Below are 18,633 nucleotides of genomic sequence, written 5' to 3' on the forward strand. Positions count from 1 at the left end.
TTTTGTCTAGCGACAATAGCACTGTGGCACCACCTGATCCCATTCCGAACTCAGAAGTGAAACGCAGTAGCGCCGATGGTAGTGTGGGAGTTCCCATGTGAGAGTAGGACATTGCTAGGCTTCTAATTAAGAAAAACCCGATTCGAAAGAGTCGGGTTTTTTGCTTTCTGGCGTTTGAAAACTTAGTAATTATAACTAATAAAATCGTAGTACCAATAGTTGTATAACTAAAACATATTATTCCTCTATCTTAAGTGCTGTACTTGACGTACTTATCATCACCACTAAAATACTACACAGAACGAGATCGGCTTTAATTATTTTTAACGTTTCTATATCGCCTTTTCTTGGCATTTTAATATTGAGAAAGATAATATCTGGATATGTAAATTCACTACTATTTTCCTAGGGTATTTCATTTCTCAAGTAAGTAACCGTTTGTTGTTAATTTACTAAATACGCGATTGAATTATTAATATTAAAATCACTGAAAGCATCTATCATGAGTTCAGCATGATCAATATTGTCTTCAACCATTAAGGTTTAAATTGCTTTAAGATCATACCTAATTTTATCTCTATCTGTTTGGTGATAATAAACAATTTAAACAGTTTTCTACGCTATTATTTTGACTTTTTTAAATTTCAAGATAAATAGACTTCCTACGCCTAATTCAGATTTAGCTTCTATACTGCCACTATGATGTTCAATAATGCGCTTAACAATACTTAAGCCTAAGCCTGAGCCTGAAAATTTTTTACCATTAACTAGTCGATGAAACGGCGAGAATATTTTATTAACATGTATTGGATTGAAACCGATACCATTGTCTTGCAATAATATTTCAATATAATTACCAGTATCGTCCATGGCTATGTCGATAATTGGTAAGCTATTATTAAATTTTATGCTGTTAGCAATTAGATTTTGGAACAAGAGTTGTAACAAAGCAATGTTACCTGAGATATCAGCCAGCTCATCTGGTATATTCACTTTAAAGTCAGTTTGTATTGTATCTTTAAGTGATATAACTGCTTTAGTAATAACAAGCTTTAAGTTAACAGTTTCGAATACTTGATTTGCATAGCCTACAGATAAGTAACTTTGTAAGTCTGATACTATGCTATGTACATCTTTTGTACTTTTCTCAAGGTAGTTAAACCATTTTAATTCATCAGGTGTACAGTCTATCCTTGAGGTTAAGTCGGCTTTTAATGCCTTAGATACCCCCATAATACGACTAATATGACCGTTAAAATCATGAGATAAGCTAGCACAAAATGCTTGCATGTCTTGATTATATCCAGCAAATTCTTGTTGGTGCCTAAATCTCTCAATAGCATAACAACATGTTTTATATAGTAATTGTGGTGTCAACTCATCTTTAGATAAATAGTCTTGAACGCCTTTGTTCAGCAAAGTTTGTGCAATTTTAATACTGTTTACAGAAGTCAATACCACCATTGGCAAGGGGTTAGTTTGTAAACTTAACCACAGTACAGTTTCGCTTATAGTTGAATCAGGTAATTGTAAGTCACACAGGCATATATCAAAGTGTTCAGAGGAAAGTCTTGCAGCACCTGTAGATAAATTTTCTGACCTTACAACATGAGCATGTATTTCCGTAATAGACGCTAAAGCATCTTCAATAATCTCAAAATGATCAGGGTTACCCTCTATTACCATTACCTTCATGATATATGTTTTCCTATGTCATTAATGAAATGTGAATACATCCATGAAAATTAGACATTATCAACTTAGGTTGCTAATGTAAATATGTACCAATTGTATTGTAGATTTTCACAAAAGGTTATGGATGTCTTTGTGTTTGTATTTTTAAAGTAGATGTTCATGCTAGGATGGTACTAAATGAGAATTTTGATTGTTGATGATGATGAAATTGATAGTGCTCTGGTAAAAAGAGCGTTGAGTACATCTTTACAAAATAGTTATGAAGTTGAAGAGGCTGACTCTGTAATCAAAGGTCTTGCCCTAATTGAAGCTGAAACCTTTGACGTTATTTTACTTGATTATCATATGCCTGAAGTTAATGGTATTGAAATGATTATCGACATCCGCTCTCGCTTAAATCTTGGTAATACCGCTATTATTGTTATCAGTGCCGCACAAGACAGTTCAATTGCGTTGAACTGTATTGAAGCTGGAGCACAAGACTTTATCTCTAAAATTGACATATCACATGTCAAACTCCATCAAGCGATTATACACTCTAAAAAACGCTTTGAAATTGAACAGCGATTGCATGGAAGCTACTTAGCTTTAAAGAATATGGCTGAAACAGATCAACTTACGGGTCTACATAATCGCTATTACTTTAATGAAACCCTCAAGTTTATGATTGCTAATAGTGACCGAACAAAGCTATCTGTCGGTATGCTAGCCTTGGATTTAGACGAATTTAAACATGTTAATGACTCACTAGGTCATCATGCAGGAGATCAATTACTGGTTGATTTGGTTGTAAGAGTTAGAGAATGCTTAAGGATCAATGATGGTTTCGCTCGACTAGGTGGTGACGAATTTGCTATTACTTTAGCCAATGTTCAATCTGTCGAAGAAGTTAATATGATTGCCAATCGTATTTTAAGTTCATTTCAAAAGCCATTTTTAATCGATGATCATCGTATTAAATGTACTATTAGCATGGGGGCTGCCTTATACCCTAACGATGCGGATAGCCAAGTAGAATTGGTCAAGTGCGCTGATATCGCGATGTACAGAGCAAAACAGAATGGTAAAAACGCTTTAAGATTCTATGAATCGCATTATCAAAATGAATTTAATCGCCGTTTTTTGATTCAAAGTGAAATAAGTGAAAACCTACGTAAATCATTGTTTAGACTATTTTATCAACCTGTGTTTTGTGCACATAACGCTCAAATCATTGGTGTTGAAGCCCTTATTAGATGGCCTGATTCACCGAAGTCATATACACCTGGTGAATTTATTCCTGTTGCTGAAGAAACACGATTGATTCATGATCTCGGTCAATGGGTACTTACGACTGCTTTAGATGACTTAGCATCATGGCAAAGACAATTTACTGATGATTTCTTCATGTCCATCAATATCTCAGCCTTACAATTGCAAGACCCTCAATTAACTTCAAAAATAATATACGAAACAACACGGCAAAGAGTTTTACCTAGTACCATCATCTTAGAAATCACTGAAACAGCACTTTTAGAAGACGATGAAGTAACGCGAGAAACACTTCATTCATTGTCATCTCATGGTTTCCAAATAGCATTAGATGATTTTGGTATGGGTTTTTTTTCTATTGCTCATTTAAATAACTTCCCTATTGATATCGTTAAACTCGACAAGTCGCTACAAAAAAAGGAGCCATACGTTAACAAGAAAAAAAGCTTGCTTGAAGCCGTGACTATTATGCTTAAGCTTCTTGATTTCATTGTTGTTGCTGAAGGTATAGAAACAGAGAGTCAATTATTAGTTTGTCGTGAACTTAAAATAGATAAGATACAAGGTTATTTATTGGGTAAGCCTATGCCAGCACATATGGTAGAAGAAAAGTTGCTTGCACAGATTGCATAACTTAATGGTTTTATATATCACTTAACTCTTACGTATAACTTGATATAAGTGGAGCGAGAAATCGATGATATCAGCTTTAATACCCGACAATGAACTGGCACGTTTGGCAGCATTAGATGAGTACAATATCTTAGATACGCCATCTGAGCTAGCTTATGATCAGCTCACCGAGCTTGTCTCCAGTGTCTGTGGTACTCCTATTGTGCTAATTTCTTTTATCGACGAGAAGCGACAATGGTTTAAGTCTCATTACGGGCTTGAAGTAGGAGAGACTCCGCGCGATATTGCCTTTTGTGCGCATGCTATTCATCAGGATGACATCTTTGAAATACAAGACAGTCGTAAAGATAAACGTTTTCATGATAACCCTTTAGTAACCGGACCCACTCAAGTTGTTTTTTATGCAGGTGCTCCATTGATAACACCTGAAGGTCTAAGGCTGGGGACTTTATGTGTCATCGATAACAAACCGTCACTATTGACAGATATTCAAAAAAAACAGTTAACCATTATTGCTCAGCAAGTTGTAGCCCATTTAGAGCTCAAGAAAGTTGCCCGTATCAAAGATAGCCTTGTTTCGAAGTCATTATCATTAACGAGTAACTTAGTGGCAAAGAATAAGGAACTTGAACAGTTTGTTTTTGTGGTATCGCATGACTTGAAATCACCTTTGGTCACTATTAATGGCTTTACGTCCACGTTAGCGAAAGAATTATTGGCTAAAACTACCGAAAAACAGCAGCATCGTTTTAGTAGAATACTTAAAAATGTTCAGCATATGAGGGATCTGCTCACTAATTTACTTGAGTTTTCTAAAGTCATGAAAGGGGACGTCATTAAAGAACCTCATGATGTAACTAGCCTTATTGAAAAAAGTTGGCAGAGATTGTTGACCAAAAACAAAATACTGAACGCTGAGCTTATTTTAACTAAACCCTTACACTCCATTTTGACTCATCAGCCACTTTTTTCACAATGTATCGATAACTTATTAAAAAATGCCGTGCAATATCGGAGTGTTGAGCGGAATCTACAAGTAAAAATTCATACTGAATTATCAGATACAGCGATTTCTTTATTTGTCTGCGACAATGGCTTGGGTATAGAACAAAAAGATCACGCACGTGTTTTTGATGTTTTTGAGCAGATTGTTGAAAGTGAGGGGACTGGAATTGGCTTGACTATTGTTAAGGCCGTAATGGAAAAACACAGCGGTTTAGTGACGCTAGTCTCTGGATTAGATCAAGGATGTTGCTTTGAATTGCATTTTCCAAAAATATAAATATAAATATAATCCACTAAATAATCCATATTAGGAATACCCATGAACGAATGATTACAGCAATTTGCCAACCCCAATTTTATGCCGCACGGACATTGCTACCTTTGGCGACCTGATATCTTATGGACCCATGTTATTTCTGATATCACTATAGGTGTAGCCTATTATCTGATCACTATTATTTTGGGTATATTACTCTACAAGAGAAAAGAAAGTGTGCCATATAAAGATATATTTGCCTTATTTATGGCGTTTATTTTCTTTTGTGGTACCACCCATTTTGTCGCTATTTATGTCACTTGGTACCCCGCTTATGAGTACCAAGGCTGGATAAAAGCCTTAACCGCTTTTACTTCTATTTTGACTGCCATTGTTTTAGCACCAAGATTACCCGATCTTATTCAATTACCGGGTGTCGAAATTAAATATCATGAGGCACTAAAGGACGTTGAGGCGTTAAAACATAAAAATGCCCAAATGAGTTCAGTTTATTCTGCAACACTTGACCGAGAAGAACGTGTCATCGAATTAAAAAAAGAAGTTAATGCCTTAATGATCGAACTTAAGCGAGAGCATGCCTACGATGTTTAACTTCGCCACCTTGTCTATATTAAATTCTTATTGTACATTCGCTTTTATGTGGAATATCGATGAATTCTAAGAATTCGGTATTAACTGCACTACTATTATTCTTTATCACACTAGAAGTGCTTATTGCTCTTGATTACGAATCAAAACAAAAAGACATGCGTGAGCAACGCGTTTCGGTGTATTCAGCTATTATCGAACTGCAAAGTCAGATTGGTTATGTTGGTTTAATACATAATTTTAAAAATGCGATCTTACGGCACAGTGAACCGCACTATCGGGCGGATGCTTTTGAAAACTACCGTAAGGCAAACATCCAATTAGATAAACTAGAAGTACAAGGTGCGTTAATTCTTGGGCAACTTAACATGTTAGCGGTAAGAGACATGCTGTTGGCTTATAAGGAAAGGTTATCCCTATTACCAGCCTTGACTGAGAAAAATATGAGTATAAGTGAAGTTGATAATTATTTACGTTACAACGATGAGCCTTCTCATATTGAAATAAAAATTGTCGCAGATAAAATTGCGATTTTACTTGAAGATAGGATGTCTAGCTTACTTCATAACAGCCTTAAGTCTGGCTTTATTGTGCTAGTTGCTTTGTTATTGACCTTAGTCGCCATTATCCGTTTTTTCTTTAAAGATCAGCAAAATGCACTCGCGCAAAGTACGATGTTAAACATCAAGATGGAAGGGCATAAAGTTGAGATGGCTCGTTCACAAGCGATCTTATTGAGTATGATGGAAGATGTTGAAAAAGAAAGACGCCAAGCGATTAAACTCAACAAGCAATTAGTTAATAAGAACAAAGAAATGGAACAGTTTATCTATACCGTTTCACACGATCTTAAATCGCCATTAGTCACTATTTCCGCTTTTAGTCATAAATTACAATTATAACTTGTTGATAAGTTGACCGAAAAGCAAGCATATCGTCTGAGTCGCATCATCGAAAAGGTTGATAACATGGAGAGGGTATTAACCGATTTACTCGATTTATCGCGTATTGTTCAACAAGCTATAGAAACCTCTGCGATTAATGTTAAGCAAGTCGTCGAACAACAAAGTGCCGTATTAGAAGAGGGACTTCTCAAAGCCAATGCTACTATTAACCTAGCTGAAAATTTACATACCGTAAATGCCAATCAACGCTTGGTGTCTGAGGGGATACTGAATTTACTCAGCAATGCTATACGCTATCGAGATCCAGCGATTCCTTTGCTTATTGACATATTTACCAGCCAAACAAAATTATCGACAACAATTCATGTAAGGGACAACGGTATAGGTATCGACTCAAGATACCATAAGTTAATTTTTGGTATCTTTGAAAAGCTTTCCGCAACCAAAGGTACTGGCGTTGGCTTAACGATTGTTAAAACAATAATGGATAAGCATAACGGCAAGGTGCTACTTACTTCGGCACTGGGCGAAGGATGTTGCTTTTCTCTTGAATTTCCTAACGATGTCAAAGGTAATAATAAAACAGTGAATTAACACTGATAACGGATTCAAGATATTGCTCACACTAATTTTAGTGGGTTATTATTTATCTAATATCATTTATTTTTTTACTAAAAAGCCGCGTTTACTTATCAAGTAAACGCGGCTTTATTTTTGGGCAGATAATATTACTTTTTCTTTTTACCAAATGGTTGCTTTGGCTTTCTATCATCAAACTGGTTTTCAGAGAAACGTGTTAAGCCTTGCTTACTTTTCTCAGCAGCAGAGCTTGTTGACGGCTTCTTGCCATAAGCCGTCTTAGTCGTTGCTGGCTTTTTGCCAAAAGTGGTTTTATTTCCTTTAGCGTTATTTTTTCCTTTACCGTTATTCTTATAGTGTTGCTGCTCTTTCTCACCACGGGTTTCGTTAGGTACAAGACAGCCCGGTTTAGAACCAATTAGCGTCTTTCCTAAGCCCATTTTAGTAAAAGCTTGGCGAAGCATCGGCCAGTTAGCTGGATCATGATAACGTAATATAGCTTTATGTAAGCGACGCTGAATAGTGCCTTTAGGTACGGCAACACTCTTGCTGTTTTTATTTACGTTTCGCAGTGAATCTATTTCAGTGTGGTATAAAGTAGTGGCATTGGCTAAAGGTGATGGATAAAAGTTTTGAACCTGGTCTAATTTAAAATCATTACTTTTTAACCAAAGTGCTAAGTTAACCATATCACGATCTGTTGTGCCTGGATGTGCAGAAATAAAGTATGGAATTAAATATTGTTTTTTACCGGCTAACTTAGAGTAATGATCAAACATTTCTTTAAATTTATCATAGCTGCCCATACCTGGCTTCATCATGCTATTTAAAGGACCTTCCTCAGTATGCTCAGGGGCTATTTTTAAGTAACCTCCAACATGATGCGTCGCTAGTTCTTTGACATATTCTGGATCTTGAATCGCTAAATCGTACCTAACGCCTGATGCGATTAATACTTTTTTGATGCCAGGTATTTTTCTTGCAGCACGATATAGCTCAATAGTAGGCGTATGATCTGTATCTAAATGACCACATATTGTTGGCCATACACAAGAGGGTTTACGACAGGTTGCCTCAGCTTTTTCACTTTTACAATTTAGCTGATACATGTTGGCGGTAGGACCACCTAAGTCAGATATTACACCGGTAAATCCTGGTACTTTTAGTTGAATATCTTTTATTTCATTGAGTATCGATTCTTGTGAACGACTCTGAATAATTCTGCCTTCATGCTCTGTTATCGAACAAAAAGTACAACCACCAAAACAACCACGCATTATGTTAACCGAAGTTTTTATCATGTCATAGGCAGGGATTTTTGCATCACCGTAACTTGGGTGCGGTACTCGCGCATAAGGTAAGCCAAATACGCCATCCATTTCACTTTCTGTTAAGGGAGTTGCGGGTGGATTTAACCAAATAAGTCTGCTGCCATGGCGCTGTACTAAAGGTTTAGCAGAAGTCGGGTTAACTTCCTGGTGAAAAATACGCGAAGCATGGGCATACAATACTTTATTATCACGTACTTGTTCGAAAGTAGGTAAGTTAATATAAGTTGTTTCCCAAGGCTTCTTTTTATCGGCCCAAGATTTATTTTTATGTTGCTCTGCCCGATGCGGTGTCAGTTCAATCACTTGTGCTGTTTTGGTTATATCAGTGTCGGTGTTTTTAGCCGCAGCATCTGCTTCTGCACTGTTCTCAGAACAATCAGTAGAGGTGATTTCTTGATAAGGACTGATTATTGGGTCTATTTTACCGGGTTTATCTATCGAACGAGAGTCGATACCTTTCCAGTTGGGTAATACTTGGTTAGCAAGAAAAGCACTACCGCGAACATCGGTGATATTTTTAACTTCCTCACCATTTGCAATACGGTGGGCAATTTCAATTAAGGGGCGTTCGGCATTACCGTAGACGAGAATATCTGCTTTTGAATCAAATAATACCGATTGACGTACTTTATCTGTCCAGTAATCGTAGTGGGCAATGCGACGTAAGCTTGCTTCGATGCCGCCAATAATTACCGGCACACCTTTATAAGCTTCTTTACAGCGCTGAGTATATGCAGCTACTGCTCTGTCTGGACGTTTTCCGCCTTCATCGTTTGGCGTGTAGGCATCGTCATGACGCATTCGACGTTCAGCGGTATAACGATTGATCATTGAGTCCATATTTCCGGCTGTAACGCCAAAAAATAGATTAGGCTGACCTAGCTCCATAAAGGCATCTTTGGTATGCCATGCAGGTTGGGCGATAATTCCGACACGAAACCCTTGCGACTCTAACATTCTGCCAATAATTGCCATTCCAAAACTTGGATGGTCAACATAAGCATCGCCAGTTACTAAAATGATATCACAAGAATCCCAACCTAGGGTGTCCATCTCACTTCGAGACATAGGTAAAAACGGCGCTGTTCCATAGCATTCAGCCCAGTATTTTGGGTATTCGAACAATGAGGTTTTTACTTGTGTGAGCATAATTTGGCCTAGGATTGTGTAAGTAAGATTTTATTGTCGCTGGTCAATACAAAAAACAATAATTTGTTGTATAGAACAAGGCGCGCGATTATAGCAAATTATCATTTTAATTGTATCCTTTATTGATGCATGGGCATGATTTAAAAAGCCTCCATACATTATGACGCAACTTTATTGCGGTTGGTCGCATAAGATTACACTTTGCCGCCAGTTAAATTTACTATTTGATTGTATAAATTTATCGGGTTGAGTATAACTAACTATCTGATGTCCATTCTCAAAATTCACGATTAAAATAAGTCTCTTACCTATGAAAATAAAAATATTAACCGCCGCTATAAGTTTATCTTTAGTTGCCTGTGTAACAACAACGGCTGATCAATCGGCTGAAAAAATTTTAGATGATAACTACAGCAATAATAAATCTGTGGCGGCCGCTAAAGAAGTAAAGACAATCGCTATTGCTAAAGCCGTTGCCCCAAAAGAGTCTTTGTTAACAAATAACGACTTATTAATCACCTTAGAACAAATTATGTCTGACCCAGATTGGATGGGGCGTTCACCACAAAGTTGGTATTGGGGTGATGATAATCAGACTATTTTCTACAAACAAAAACGTGCGGGTAGTCCACTAAGTGATTTATACCGCCAAGCGACGTTGGACAAGGAAGCAGAAAAAGTTAAATTAGCGCAAATGCATGTGGTCAGTGATAGAAATGCACAACGAAATAAAGCCAATACGCATGAAGTTTACACTTTTGAAGGCAATGTTTTTGTTAAAGAGCTAGCGAGTTTAGATGTTCAACAACTGACTTATACGTCAGCTTATGAATATTCAACGATGTTTTTAAATAATGGTAATGTCGCTTACCGAGTTGGCAATAAATTTTTTGAACATGACTTATCCAGTAATAAAATTATTGAATTAGCTAATTTACAATTAAAAAAAGATCCTAAAGACAGTGAGGAGAGTCAGAGCTATATTGCCAGTGAACAACATGACTTAATCGCTTATGTTGCCTTGCAAAAAAGAAATAGCGAACTGCGAAAGAATCAACAAGAAAAACTCAAAGCGCAAAACGCTACACTGACTAAGAGTGACTTCTATTTAGGGGATAATAAACGTATCAATCACGCGAGTCTATCGCCCAACGGTGATAAGCTTATTGTCAGTATTAGTAGCGGTGAATCAAGCCAAGCTGATAGTGATATTATGCCTAACTATATTGCCGATGATGGTCATATAAAAGTGGAAAAGGTCCGTCAGCGTGTTGCTGATAATCGTCAATATAATGATGAGCTTTTTTTACTTGATTTAAAGTCAGGTCAAAAATTTCCGCTTTCTTACGACGTTTTACCCGGTGCTGATGAAGATGTACTTGCCAGTGTAAAAACTGAGAACTATCAACGTGAAGGTAAGGTTTATCAGTCGCAAAAATCACCCCGTAATATTCATGTTATGCAAGCTAATTCCCCTATTCAATGGCACGAAAATGGCAAACAAGTTGCAGTATTACTAGAAGCATGGGACAACAAAGACCGTTGGTTAACAACCGTTAATTTAATGGAGAATAAGCTAGAGAGCCAACATCGCTTACATGATGATGCTTGGATCAACTGGAGCTTTAATGAGTTTGGTTGGTTAAAAGGTGACAATACCTTGTACTACCTCTCAGAAGAAACTGGCTATTCTCATCTTTACAGTAAAAACTTAGCAGGTAAAGCCAAACAACTCACCCGTGGTCAATTTGAAATCAGTGATGTGAGCCTAACGCAAGATAAGTCACGTTTCGTCTTTAAAGCAAATAAAAAACACCCTGGTATTTACGAAATCTATCAAGTAGATATAAAATCTGGTCAGTTTAGTGCTTTAACTGATTTAGGCGGTATGAATGACTATGCATTAAGCCCTGATGATTCAACCTTATTAATTGAACATTCAACAGTAGCCATGCCTCCAGAGCTTTATGTAAAAGCACTTAAAGATGATGCTACGGCGATACGCTTAACTCATACGGTCTCTGAAAAATTCTTAAGTATGCCTTGGACTGCGCCAAGTGTGGTTGCTGTGCCTTCTTCATATCAAGATGAACCTGTTTATTCTCGTGTTTATTTACCAAAAGACTATGATAAAACGGCTGATAAAAATCGTGCGGTAATGTTTAGTCATGGCGCTGGCTATCTACAAAACTCACATTTAGGTTGGTCTGGGTATTTTAGAGAATACATGTTCCATAGTATGTTAGTGCAACAAGGTTATGTCGTTATTGATATGGATTATCGTGCTTCTGCAGGATACGGACGCGATTGGCGAACAGCTATCTATCGCCACATGGGCAAACCTGAAGTACAAGATATGCGTGATGGCGTAAACTGGTTAGTTGATAATGCTAATGTTGATCGTCAACGTATTGGTACTTATGGCGGTTCATATGGCGGCTTTCTAACCTTAATGTCTATGTTCACTCAGCCTGATTTATTTCAGTCAGGTTCGGCACTGCGCTTAGTCTCTGACTGGGCCTATTATAATCATGGTTATACCTCAAATATTTTGAACACCCCTGGCGATGACGCTATTGCTTATGAGAGAAGTTCACCTATTTATTTTGCTGAGGGATTAGAAAAACCCTTATTAATTAATGCGCCAATGGTCGACGATAATGTCTTTTTTCAAGATACCGTACGTTTAGTGCAACGTTTGATTGAGTTAGAAAAGCAAAACTTCGAAACGGCTATTTATCCAGTCGAACCTCATGGTTTTGTCCAACCAAGTTCTTGGTTAAATGAATATAGACGTATCTATAAGTTATTTGAAAATACCTTGTAACTTATGTAAAGCTTGCAAGACTAAAGGGTTACCTTTCTTATGAATTAAGAGCGGTAACCTTTTTTTTGACGAAGAAAAGAACGACACTCTACTCATTGAAATAAAATGGTTACAGGAAGATGAAACTAATATTTGTGATGTTATTTTATCTCGATTTTATTGTAAATGCTCAGGCTAAAGCGGTATGTAAAGTCAGTTTGGGGAGCATAACTATTTCCCTTATGCCATTATCGAAAAGGGAAGATTAGAGTCAAGTATCATAAAAGATATTCATGATGCTATTACTGAAAAATTGAGCAGTCTGAGCAATATAAAATTTCAAGCTCAGTGATAAGTGAGCATAATATCCTTAGCGCACTTTAAGCTAATTCTAATATATCGATAAAACAATATAATAAGACAATAATCGCGTTGAAAAAAGCAGGTGTTATCGACGATTTTTTAAGAAAAATCAGGCTTTACCTTAATGTTTTTTTAGTGAAAATGATTTGATAGCCATTAAAAATAATATGGCAAGCACACCACCTAATGCCCCCCATAAATGAGCATTTATTGCTACGTTAGCGCCAATCAAGTCAGCGACGTCTTCACTTGCGCCATAATATTGTTCGTGAGCTATCTTTAAAATTACTCCAATAAGTAATAAGTAACCGGTGCGCTCTTTTGCTTTTATATCCTCAATAGCGCCCCAAATAAACAAGCCATGTAAAATACCGGATAAACCCACGTATTGTTCAATGTTTGGCGAAAACCAATGGATGCCAGCAGCACAAATAACAGCACTTATCATAAATACAATCAGATAACTTTTAATGGTGTAGAAGTGACCATGTAAAGCCCACAACATAATAACCGCTGCACTATTCAACAGGAAATGGGCACCATTGGTGTGAAAAAAATGCCCGGTAAATACCCGCCAAACTTCGCCTTGTGTGACTAAACTGCGTTGATAAACAAAAAAACCACTTAAACTACTATCAAATATAAAAGCAACCAGTGAAATAATCAGAACTATGGCGGGAACCGTTACTTGTTGAACAGAAATTGGAAAAGCAGAAAGTGACAATCGCATTAAAATAGGCTTATAAACAAAGAGTAAAATATATTTTACTGCATTTTAGATGTTTTTTATATTGAAAATATTCTTAACGTTTAATGGTGAACAGCGTAGACTCATCGTTAATAATTATCTGTTAAGCCCAAATTAATGTCCCGAGCATACTGCTTACAATGCGAACGTCCTGAAAAATCTTGTCTATGTCATTTAGTCACATCGGTTGATAATGATATTCATATCGTGATTTTACAACATCCATTAGAAGTTAAACAAAGTAAAGGCAGTGTAACCTTATTACATCAGTCATTAAAAAATAGCCAAGTTATTGTGGGTGAAAATTTTACTGACAATATTGAAGTACAAAGACTATTAGAGCATTATCATCAACAATGTGCTGTTTTATATCCGGCTAATGATGCCGTTGTTTTAAGTGTCAATAATAGTAATATAACAACACCTAAGTGTTTGTTTATCTTAGACGGCACTTGGAAAAAAGCGTATAAAATGTTTATGAGCAACACTTGGCTGCAACAACTGCCGCATTTTACCTTGGAGAATGATATTGTTGGACAATATCGAATTCGAAAAACAACTAAAAAGCACGCTCTGTCATCACTAGAGGCTTGTTGCTATGCGCTTAGTGTTTTAGAACACCAACGCGATGGAGAAAATAAGTATCAAGCAGTATTGGCAAGCTTTGTAGAATTTAATCATTTTCAGTTATCGTTTAACCCAAACTAGTTTATGTGTTTTTAAGGAAAACTATGTCTCGAATCCCACTATTTCAGCGTTTAAGTATGGTAACGCTATCACTGGTACTTACCTTCACTAGTCAAGCCGAAATAATAAAACAGCAAGAAGACCGTGAACCCGAAGCTGCTACGGGTGTTATCCATAAACAAGCAGTTACCAGCAAAGACTTTATGATCGCGGCAGCTAATCCTTATGCTAGCCAAGTTGGTTTCAACATCCTAAAAAAAGGAGGCAGTGCCATCGATGCGGTGATTGCTGTGCAACTGGTATTGACCTTAGTTGAACCGCAATCTTCAGGGATCGGTGGTGGTGCTTTTATTTTGCATTGGGATAAAAAGGAACAATTCTTAACGACTTTTGATGGTCGCGAAACTGCGCCAAAATTGGCAACGGCTGAGCTGTTTTTAGATGATAAAGGTAAAGCCATTTCTTGGATTAAAGCCGTTGTTGGTGGTCGTTCTGTTGGTGTTCCTGGTGTGTTGTCAGCACTAAAACAAGCGCATCAACAATATGGGGTGCTTGCTTGGTCAGAATTGTTTGTCGAAGCCATTGAGCTTGCCGAGCAAGGTTTTATTGTTTCTCCACGGCTCGAAAAACTAGTCTCAATGCAGTTTAATCCAGGCATTAGCCAACTTCCTGAAATAAAGAATTATTTCTTCCCTAATAATATTGCCATAAAAGCCGGTGATCGTTTAAAAAACAAAAAGCTTGCTGCTGTTTATAGAAGTATTGCTAAAGATGGACTTAAACCTTTTTATCATGGTTGGATAGCGGAAAAAATTGTTGATGCGGTGCAAAATTCTATCATAGCGCCAGGTAGGCTTACTCTGCAAGATATGGCACATTATCAGCCTAAACAACGACCTGCTGTTTGTGGTAGTTATCGCGACTTTAATATTTGTGGTATGGCACCTCCTAGTTCTGGCGGTGTTGCGGTTATTCAACTGCTTGCCCAACTTCAACCTTACGACTTTGCGAAAGAAAGCCCCAATAGTTTAACGGCCGTGCATTTACTTACACAAAGTTCTCGTTTAGCCTTTGCCGATCGAGAACGATATATTGCCGACAACGACTTTGTTAATGTACCTGTTGCGGGGCTAATATCTCCTAACTATTTAGCAAAACGCTCGAAATTAATTAATATTGATAAGGATATGGGAACAGCGCAAGCTGGTTTCCCGCAGGGCGCTTTAGCACAAGCAGACGATCTTGCTTTAGAGTTACCATCAACCAGTCATATTTCAATTGTTGATAAACAAGGAAATGCGATATCAATGACGACCAGTGTTGAAATGGCTTTTGGTTCAGCGGTGATGGTGGAAGGCTTTATTTTAAACAATCAATTAACCGATTTTTCATTGGCGCCAAAAGTAAATGGGCAATGGGTAGCAAATCGCTTAGAGCCGCTAAAGCGACCTAGAAGCTCCATGGCTCCTACGATGGTATTTAACCAAGATAATTCATTAAAACTTGTTGTGGGTTCACCAGGCGGCAGTCGGATTATAAACTATGTTGCGCAAGCCATTGTTGGTGTAATTGATTGGCAGTTAGACCCTCAAACGGCAATAAATTTACCAAAAGTAACCAATCGTAATAAGGTGACCACCTTAGAAAAAGGCACGAATATTGAATTATTAAAGCCAGCTTTAGAAGCCAAGGGACATAAAGTTATCGTTAGAGATTTGAATAGTGGTCTTCATGCAATTGAAGTGACAGAGCAGGGATTAATTGGCGGTGCAGATCCGCGCAGAGAAGGGGTTGTCTTAGGTTTATAAATCATTTTTTGACCTATCTATTTTAGGATAGGTCAAAAGTGTATTTTAAAACATAGACTAATTTAGAAAGGGTCTTTTAATATTTTATCAATAACCCAATCGCCATCTATTTGAATAAGAGATAAGCGCTTAACGTCTTTCAAACGATTATTATCGTAAATACCATCAAAATAAACAGTAATTACCGCTGCGTCTTTGAACTGCTCACGAACTTTTACACCGCTGTCATCAGGCGATGCAACCACTGAATCGTAAGACATATTAAATAAATGGCGGCCAACAGCTTTGGGTGACTTGTAATGTAAGATAATTCGAGACAATTGTGGGCTACAAACTTTGGCTGCTTTCTTCACATTTTTTTCATTATAAAGTGCATCAAAAAAAGCGATAGCGACAACTTCAGGACTTTCTGAAGTTTTAATGTCTCCACTTTCTTCGTCACCACATGCAGTAAGTAGAAGAGTAAATGAGATAATGATTAATTTTAAATAGTTCATAAGCTGTAAATATTACCTGGAAAGTATCCTTATATACTACCTGAAATTATTAACTGATTAGTATTAAATATTATAAAAATTCAAATATTATTGAAATTTTATAGAGTAAGCCCAATATATAAACTATCAACGGGTCCTTAGGAGTAAAAATTGCAAAATATCATTTTGAACTTTATTTTGTTCATCAGCTCTTTAGTATCCGTTAATGCTGTTATCTCAGTTCCTTTGTCATCTGTGATTAGCAACGATACTCAACAAGTAGAATACATAGAGTATTGTGCTGAAGCCCCCTTACTTATATTACAAAAAACACGTGAAGTTCAGCTATATAAGGCATTAAATGCTCTAAGTATGAGTGGAACTTACTTATATTCGGATTTGTTTCATGACGCTTTTGATTTACATCATGACTCCCTCATACTTGTCGATACACAGATAAGTAGGCAAAAATATAAAATTCAAAAGCAAACCTTTCAAAAGTCTTTGGTAACTATTCATCTACAATTCATTAAAACGCTTTATCAAGTTGAAAGTGAAAACCTCAGCGCGTAATCGATTATTTTAATAAATATCCGTTTAATCATTTCATTGATTAAACCTTTTAAATAATTTGATTGAGTGCTCTATGGAAAATTTCTTTACGTATGATTTATATCTGGCGTTAGCGCCATGGTTAGTTTTTGCTGTGCTATCAGTATTGGCGATAATATTAATGAAGCTTGCTAAACAACGCCGTGGTATAGCGATTGCCTTTGCTGTTTTTGTGCAAATGTTTTCTCCAGATCCTTTTGTGGAGAAAGCGATTGCTATGGTGGTTTCTGAAAAAAGAGCGATTAAAAAGCAGCAAGACGAAGATGGAGAAGGGCAGGGGTTAATAAAAAAGATTGAGTAAAAGCCTACATATACAAATGCCAGACGAAAACGTTCTGGCATTTTCTAAATAATATTGTTTATAAAGAACTCGTTGATGATTTATTCAATAAAGTTAAGATTTCTTCTTTATTCTTTAATATTTTTATATCACTAAATAATTGCTCTGCCTCAGGGTATTGTAATCTTAAGTAACGTAGCCACTGTTTTAATCGACTTGAAAAATAAAAGCTTTTATCGCCAATTAATTCAAGTTCACTGTATTGTTTTAGTAGAGAGCATAGTTGGTGCCAAGGCATAGGTTGTTGATTGTTTTTTATTACCGCTTCCAAGTTTGGCAGAGCAAGTGCGCCACGGCCAAGCATTAAGTTAGCCGTATGGCTTTCCTCGATGCAACGGTGGGCATCTGCTAAGTTCCAAATCTCCCCGTTAGCGAAAATTTCAATTGGATATCTTTTGACAATACCAGCAATGAAATGCCAGTAAGCAGGAGGACGATAGCCATCGGCTTTAGTTCTCGCGTGAATGGTGAGTTGATCCGCCTTGGCAGATGTTATTGCGCTTACTATCTCATCTAACAACGAGGCATCATCAAAGCCTAAGCGAATTTTTGCCGACAGTATCACATCTTTGCCAACCGCTTCTTTTACCGCTAGCACTATTTTGTAAATATCTTCAGGTGTTTTTAGTAATGCGGCACCGCCACGATTTTTATTAACGGTTTTAGCAGGACAGCCAAAATTAAGATCAACACCATGTGAGCCTAGTGCTATTGCTCGAACAGCATTTTCTGCCATCCAGTTGGGTTCTTGACCAAGTAACTGCATTCTCAATGGTGTGCCTGACTGCGTGTAACCTTGTTGTTCTAATTCAGGGCAAACTTTGTAGAAACATCGCTCAGGTAAAAGCTGGTCAACAATACGTAGAAACTCAGTAATACAAAAATCGTAATTATTTAATGAGGTGAGTAGACGGCGCATTAAGGCATCAGCAACACCTTCCATTGGTGCTAAAACAACTTTCTTTACTTGAGTATTCATAGATCAGCGAGTAACCTCAAAAGTGAGTGATAAGATTTATCTAAGAGTGAATAAATATTTTCAACCTCATTGAAATTTATTTATTCGGTGAAGGGTCTTTGTTAGTAGCTTACATATGTAGTGCCAAAATTATAATATTAAAGGAAAATATCATGAAAATTTTAAAAAAATCATCATTGACAGCTTTATTAGGTTTGTTTGCCTTAACACTTGCCATTTCAGCTCCTGTAAAAGCAGAAATTAACCCTTTTGAAACTAAAAGCATTGTAACGATTACAGCGGCAGATGCTAGCGGAAAATGTGGTGAAGGGAAAGCTGACGAAAAAGCTAAATGCGGCGAAGGTAAAGCAGACAAAAAAGGTAAATGCGGCGAAGGTAAATGTGGTGAAACTAAAACCGAC

General features: G+C 37.0%; 16 protein-coding genes and 1 rRNA gene. 12 read left to right on the forward strand and 5 right to left on the reverse strand.

Annotation, left to right across the window (positions count from 1 at the left end; all coding sequences use genetic code 11):
• Positions 1-5: 5 nt before the first annotated feature.
• Positions 6-120 (forward strand): 5S ribosomal RNA (gene rrf / locus H4J57_RS18525).
• Positions 121-615: 495 nt separating this feature from the next.
• Here the strand turns inward: rrf and H4J57_RS18530 are convergent.
• On the reverse strand, positions 616-1,695 hold the full coding sequence (locus H4J57_RS18530) for an ATP-binding protein (protein WP_182243861.1): 1,080 nt from the start codon (positions 1,693-1,695) through the stop codon (positions 616-618).
• 177 nt (positions 1,696-1,872) lie between these two features.
• Between H4J57_RS18530 and H4J57_RS18535 the strand changes: the two genes are divergently transcribed.
• From H4J57_RS18535 to H4J57_RS18555, 5 genes are all read left to right on the forward strand, one after another.
• Positions 1,873-3,579, forward strand: coding sequence for a bifunctional diguanylate cyclase/phosphodiesterase (locus H4J57_RS18535; protein ID WP_182243862.1), 1,707 nt, complete (start codon positions 1,873-1,875; stop codon positions 3,577-3,579).
• A 64-nt stretch (positions 3,580-3,643) separates the two neighbouring features.
• Positions 3,644-4,861 (forward strand): ATP-binding protein, encoded by a 1,218-nt coding sequence (locus H4J57_RS18540; protein WP_182243863.1) that lies wholly within the window; start codon positions 3,644-3,646, stop codon positions 4,859-4,861.
• Between the two features lie 81 nt (positions 4,862-4,942).
• Positions 4,943-5,452, forward strand: coding sequence for a hypothetical protein (locus H4J57_RS18545; protein ID WP_182243864.1), 510 nt, complete (start codon positions 4,943-4,945; stop codon positions 5,450-5,452).
• A 59-nt stretch (positions 5,453-5,511) separates the two neighbouring features.
• Complete coding sequence (locus H4J57_RS18550) at positions 5,512-6,351, forward strand: hypothetical protein (protein ID WP_182243865.1); 840 nt, start codon at positions 5,512-5,514, stop codon at positions 6,349-6,351.
• A gap of 66 nt (positions 6,352-6,417) precedes the next feature.
• Positions 6,418-6,948 (forward strand): ATP-binding protein, encoded by a 531-nt coding sequence (locus tag H4J57_RS18555; protein ID WP_182243866.1) that lies wholly within the window; start codon positions 6,418-6,420, stop codon positions 6,946-6,948.
• Positions 6,949-7,082: 134 nt separating this feature from the next.
• Here H4J57_RS18555 and H4J57_RS18560 read toward each other — a convergent pair whose 3' ends face one another.
• Positions 7,083-9,413 (reverse strand): YgiQ family radical SAM protein, encoded by a 2,331-nt coding sequence (locus H4J57_RS18560; protein WP_182243867.1) that lies wholly within the window; start codon positions 9,411-9,413, stop codon positions 7,083-7,085.
• A 310-nt stretch (positions 9,414-9,723) separates the two neighbouring features.
• Here H4J57_RS18560 and H4J57_RS18565 point away from each other — a divergent pair, with 310 nt between their 5' ends.
• Positions 9,724-12,240, forward strand: coding sequence for a prolyl oligopeptidase family serine peptidase (locus H4J57_RS18565; protein ID WP_182243868.1), 2,517 nt, complete (start codon positions 9,724-9,726; stop codon positions 12,238-12,240).
• Between the two features lie 463 nt (positions 12,241-12,703).
• Here H4J57_RS18565 and rrtA read toward each other — a convergent pair whose 3' ends face one another.
• Complete coding sequence (gene rrtA, locus H4J57_RS18570; RefSeq protein ID WP_182243869.1) at positions 12,704-13,312, reverse strand: rhombosortase; 609 nt, start codon at positions 13,310-13,312, stop codon at positions 12,704-12,706.
• A gap of 135 nt (positions 13,313-13,447) precedes the next feature.
• Here rrtA and H4J57_RS18575 point away from each other — a divergent pair, with 135 nt between their 5' ends.
• Complete coding sequence (locus H4J57_RS18575; protein WP_182243870.1) at positions 13,448-14,038, forward strand: tRNA-uridine aminocarboxypropyltransferase; 591 nt, start codon at positions 13,448-13,450, stop codon at positions 14,036-14,038.
• Between the two features lie 23 nt (positions 14,039-14,061).
• Positions 14,062-15,825, forward strand: a complete 1,764-nt coding sequence (gene ggt / locus H4J57_RS18580) for a gamma-glutamyltransferase (RefSeq protein WP_182243871.1) — start codon at positions 14,062-14,064, stop codon at positions 15,823-15,825.
• A 62-nt stretch (positions 15,826-15,887) separates the two neighbouring features.
• On the opposite strand, the gene H4J57_RS18585 is transcribed toward ggt, so the two are convergent.
• Positions 15,888-16,322 (reverse strand): hypothetical protein, encoded by a 435-nt coding sequence (locus H4J57_RS18585; RefSeq protein ID WP_182218085.1) that lies wholly within the window; start codon positions 16,320-16,322, stop codon positions 15,888-15,890.
• Between the two features lie 150 nt (positions 16,323-16,472).
• Here H4J57_RS18585 and H4J57_RS18590 point away from each other — a divergent pair, with 150 nt between their 5' ends.
• Both H4J57_RS18590 and H4J57_RS18595 read left to right on the forward strand, forming a co-directional pair.
• Positions 16,473-16,874, forward strand: a complete 402-nt coding sequence (locus H4J57_RS18590; protein ID WP_182243872.1) for a hypothetical protein — start codon at positions 16,473-16,475, stop codon at positions 16,872-16,874.
• Between the two features lie 73 nt (positions 16,875-16,947).
• Positions 16,948-17,214 carry a hypothetical protein gene (locus tag H4J57_RS18595; protein ID WP_182243873.1) on the forward strand — a complete coding sequence of 89 codons (267 nt, stop codon included), beginning with the start codon at positions 16,948-16,950 and terminating at the stop codon, positions 17,212-17,214.
• A 58-nt stretch (positions 17,215-17,272) separates the two neighbouring features.
• Here H4J57_RS18595 and H4J57_RS18600 read toward each other — a convergent pair whose 3' ends face one another.
• The gene (locus tag H4J57_RS18600) at positions 17,273-18,232 is read right to left on the reverse strand and encodes a tRNA-dihydrouridine synthase (RefSeq protein WP_182243874.1); all 960 of its coding nucleotides are present in this window, start codon (positions 18,230-18,232) and stop codon (positions 17,273-17,275) included.
• Between the two features lie 152 nt (positions 18,233-18,384).
• Here H4J57_RS18600 and H4J57_RS18605 point away from each other — a divergent pair.
• Positions 18,385-18,633, forward strand: a 249-nt coding sequence (locus H4J57_RS18605) for a hypothetical protein (RefSeq protein ID WP_182243875.1), incomplete at its 3' end; no start/stop codon positions are given.

The sequence above is a fragment of the Colwellia sp. BRX8-7 genome (assembly GCF_014077275.1).
Classification (GTDB): domain Bacteria; phylum Pseudomonadota; class Gammaproteobacteria; order Enterobacterales; family Alteromonadaceae; genus Colwellia_A.

Bases quoted from the DNA above. Each gene is read 5' to 3' on its own strand.
- H4J57_RS18530 (WP_182243861.1), bottom strand. From the start codon at position 1,695: ATGAAGGTAATGGTAATAGAGGGTAACCCTGATCATTTTGAGATTATT.
- H4J57_RS18540 (WP_182243863.1), top strand. From the start codon at position 3,644: ATGATATCAGCTTTAATACCCGACAATGAACTGGCACGTTTGGCAGCA.
- H4J57_RS18585 (WP_182218085.1), bottom strand. From the start codon at position 16,322: ATGAACTATTTAAAATTAATCATTATCTCATTTACTCTTCTACTTACT.
- H4J57_RS18560 (WP_182243867.1), bottom strand. From the start codon at position 9,413: ATGCTCACACAAGTAAAAACCTCATTGTTCGAATACCCAAAATACTGG.
- H4J57_RS18555 (WP_182243866.1), top strand. From the start codon at position 6,418: ATGGAGAGGGTATTAACCGATTTACTCGATTTATCGCGTATTGTTCAA.
- ggt (WP_182243871.1), top strand. From the start codon at position 14,062: ATGTCTCGAATCCCACTATTTCAGCGTTTAAGTATGGTAACGCTATCA.
- H4J57_RS18600 (WP_182243874.1), bottom strand. From the start codon at position 18,232: ATGAATACTCAAGTAAAGAAAGTTGTTTTAGCACCAATGGAAGGTGTT.
- H4J57_RS18550 (WP_182243865.1), top strand. From the start codon at position 5,512: ATGAATTCTAAGAATTCGGTATTAACTGCACTACTATTATTCTTTATC.
- H4J57_RS18575 (WP_182243870.1), top strand. From the start codon at position 13,448: ATGTCCCGAGCATACTGCTTACAATGCGAACGTCCTGAAAAATCTTGT.
- H4J57_RS18565 (WP_182243868.1), top strand. From the start codon at position 9,724: ATGAAAATAAAAATATTAACCGCCGCTATAAGTTTATCTTTAGTTGCC.
- rrtA (WP_182243869.1), bottom strand. From the start codon at position 13,312: ATGCGATTGTCACTTTCTGCTTTTCCAATTTCTGTTCAACAAGTAACG.
- H4J57_RS18535 (WP_182243862.1), top strand. From the start codon at position 1,873: ATGAGAATTTTGATTGTTGATGATGATGAAATTGATAGTGCTCTGGTA.
- H4J57_RS18545 (WP_182243864.1), top strand. From the start codon at position 4,943: ATGCCGCACGGACATTGCTACCTTTGGCGACCTGATATCTTATGGACC.
- H4J57_RS18595 (WP_182243873.1), top strand. From the start codon at position 16,948: ATGGAAAATTTCTTTACGTATGATTTATATCTGGCGTTAGCGCCATGG.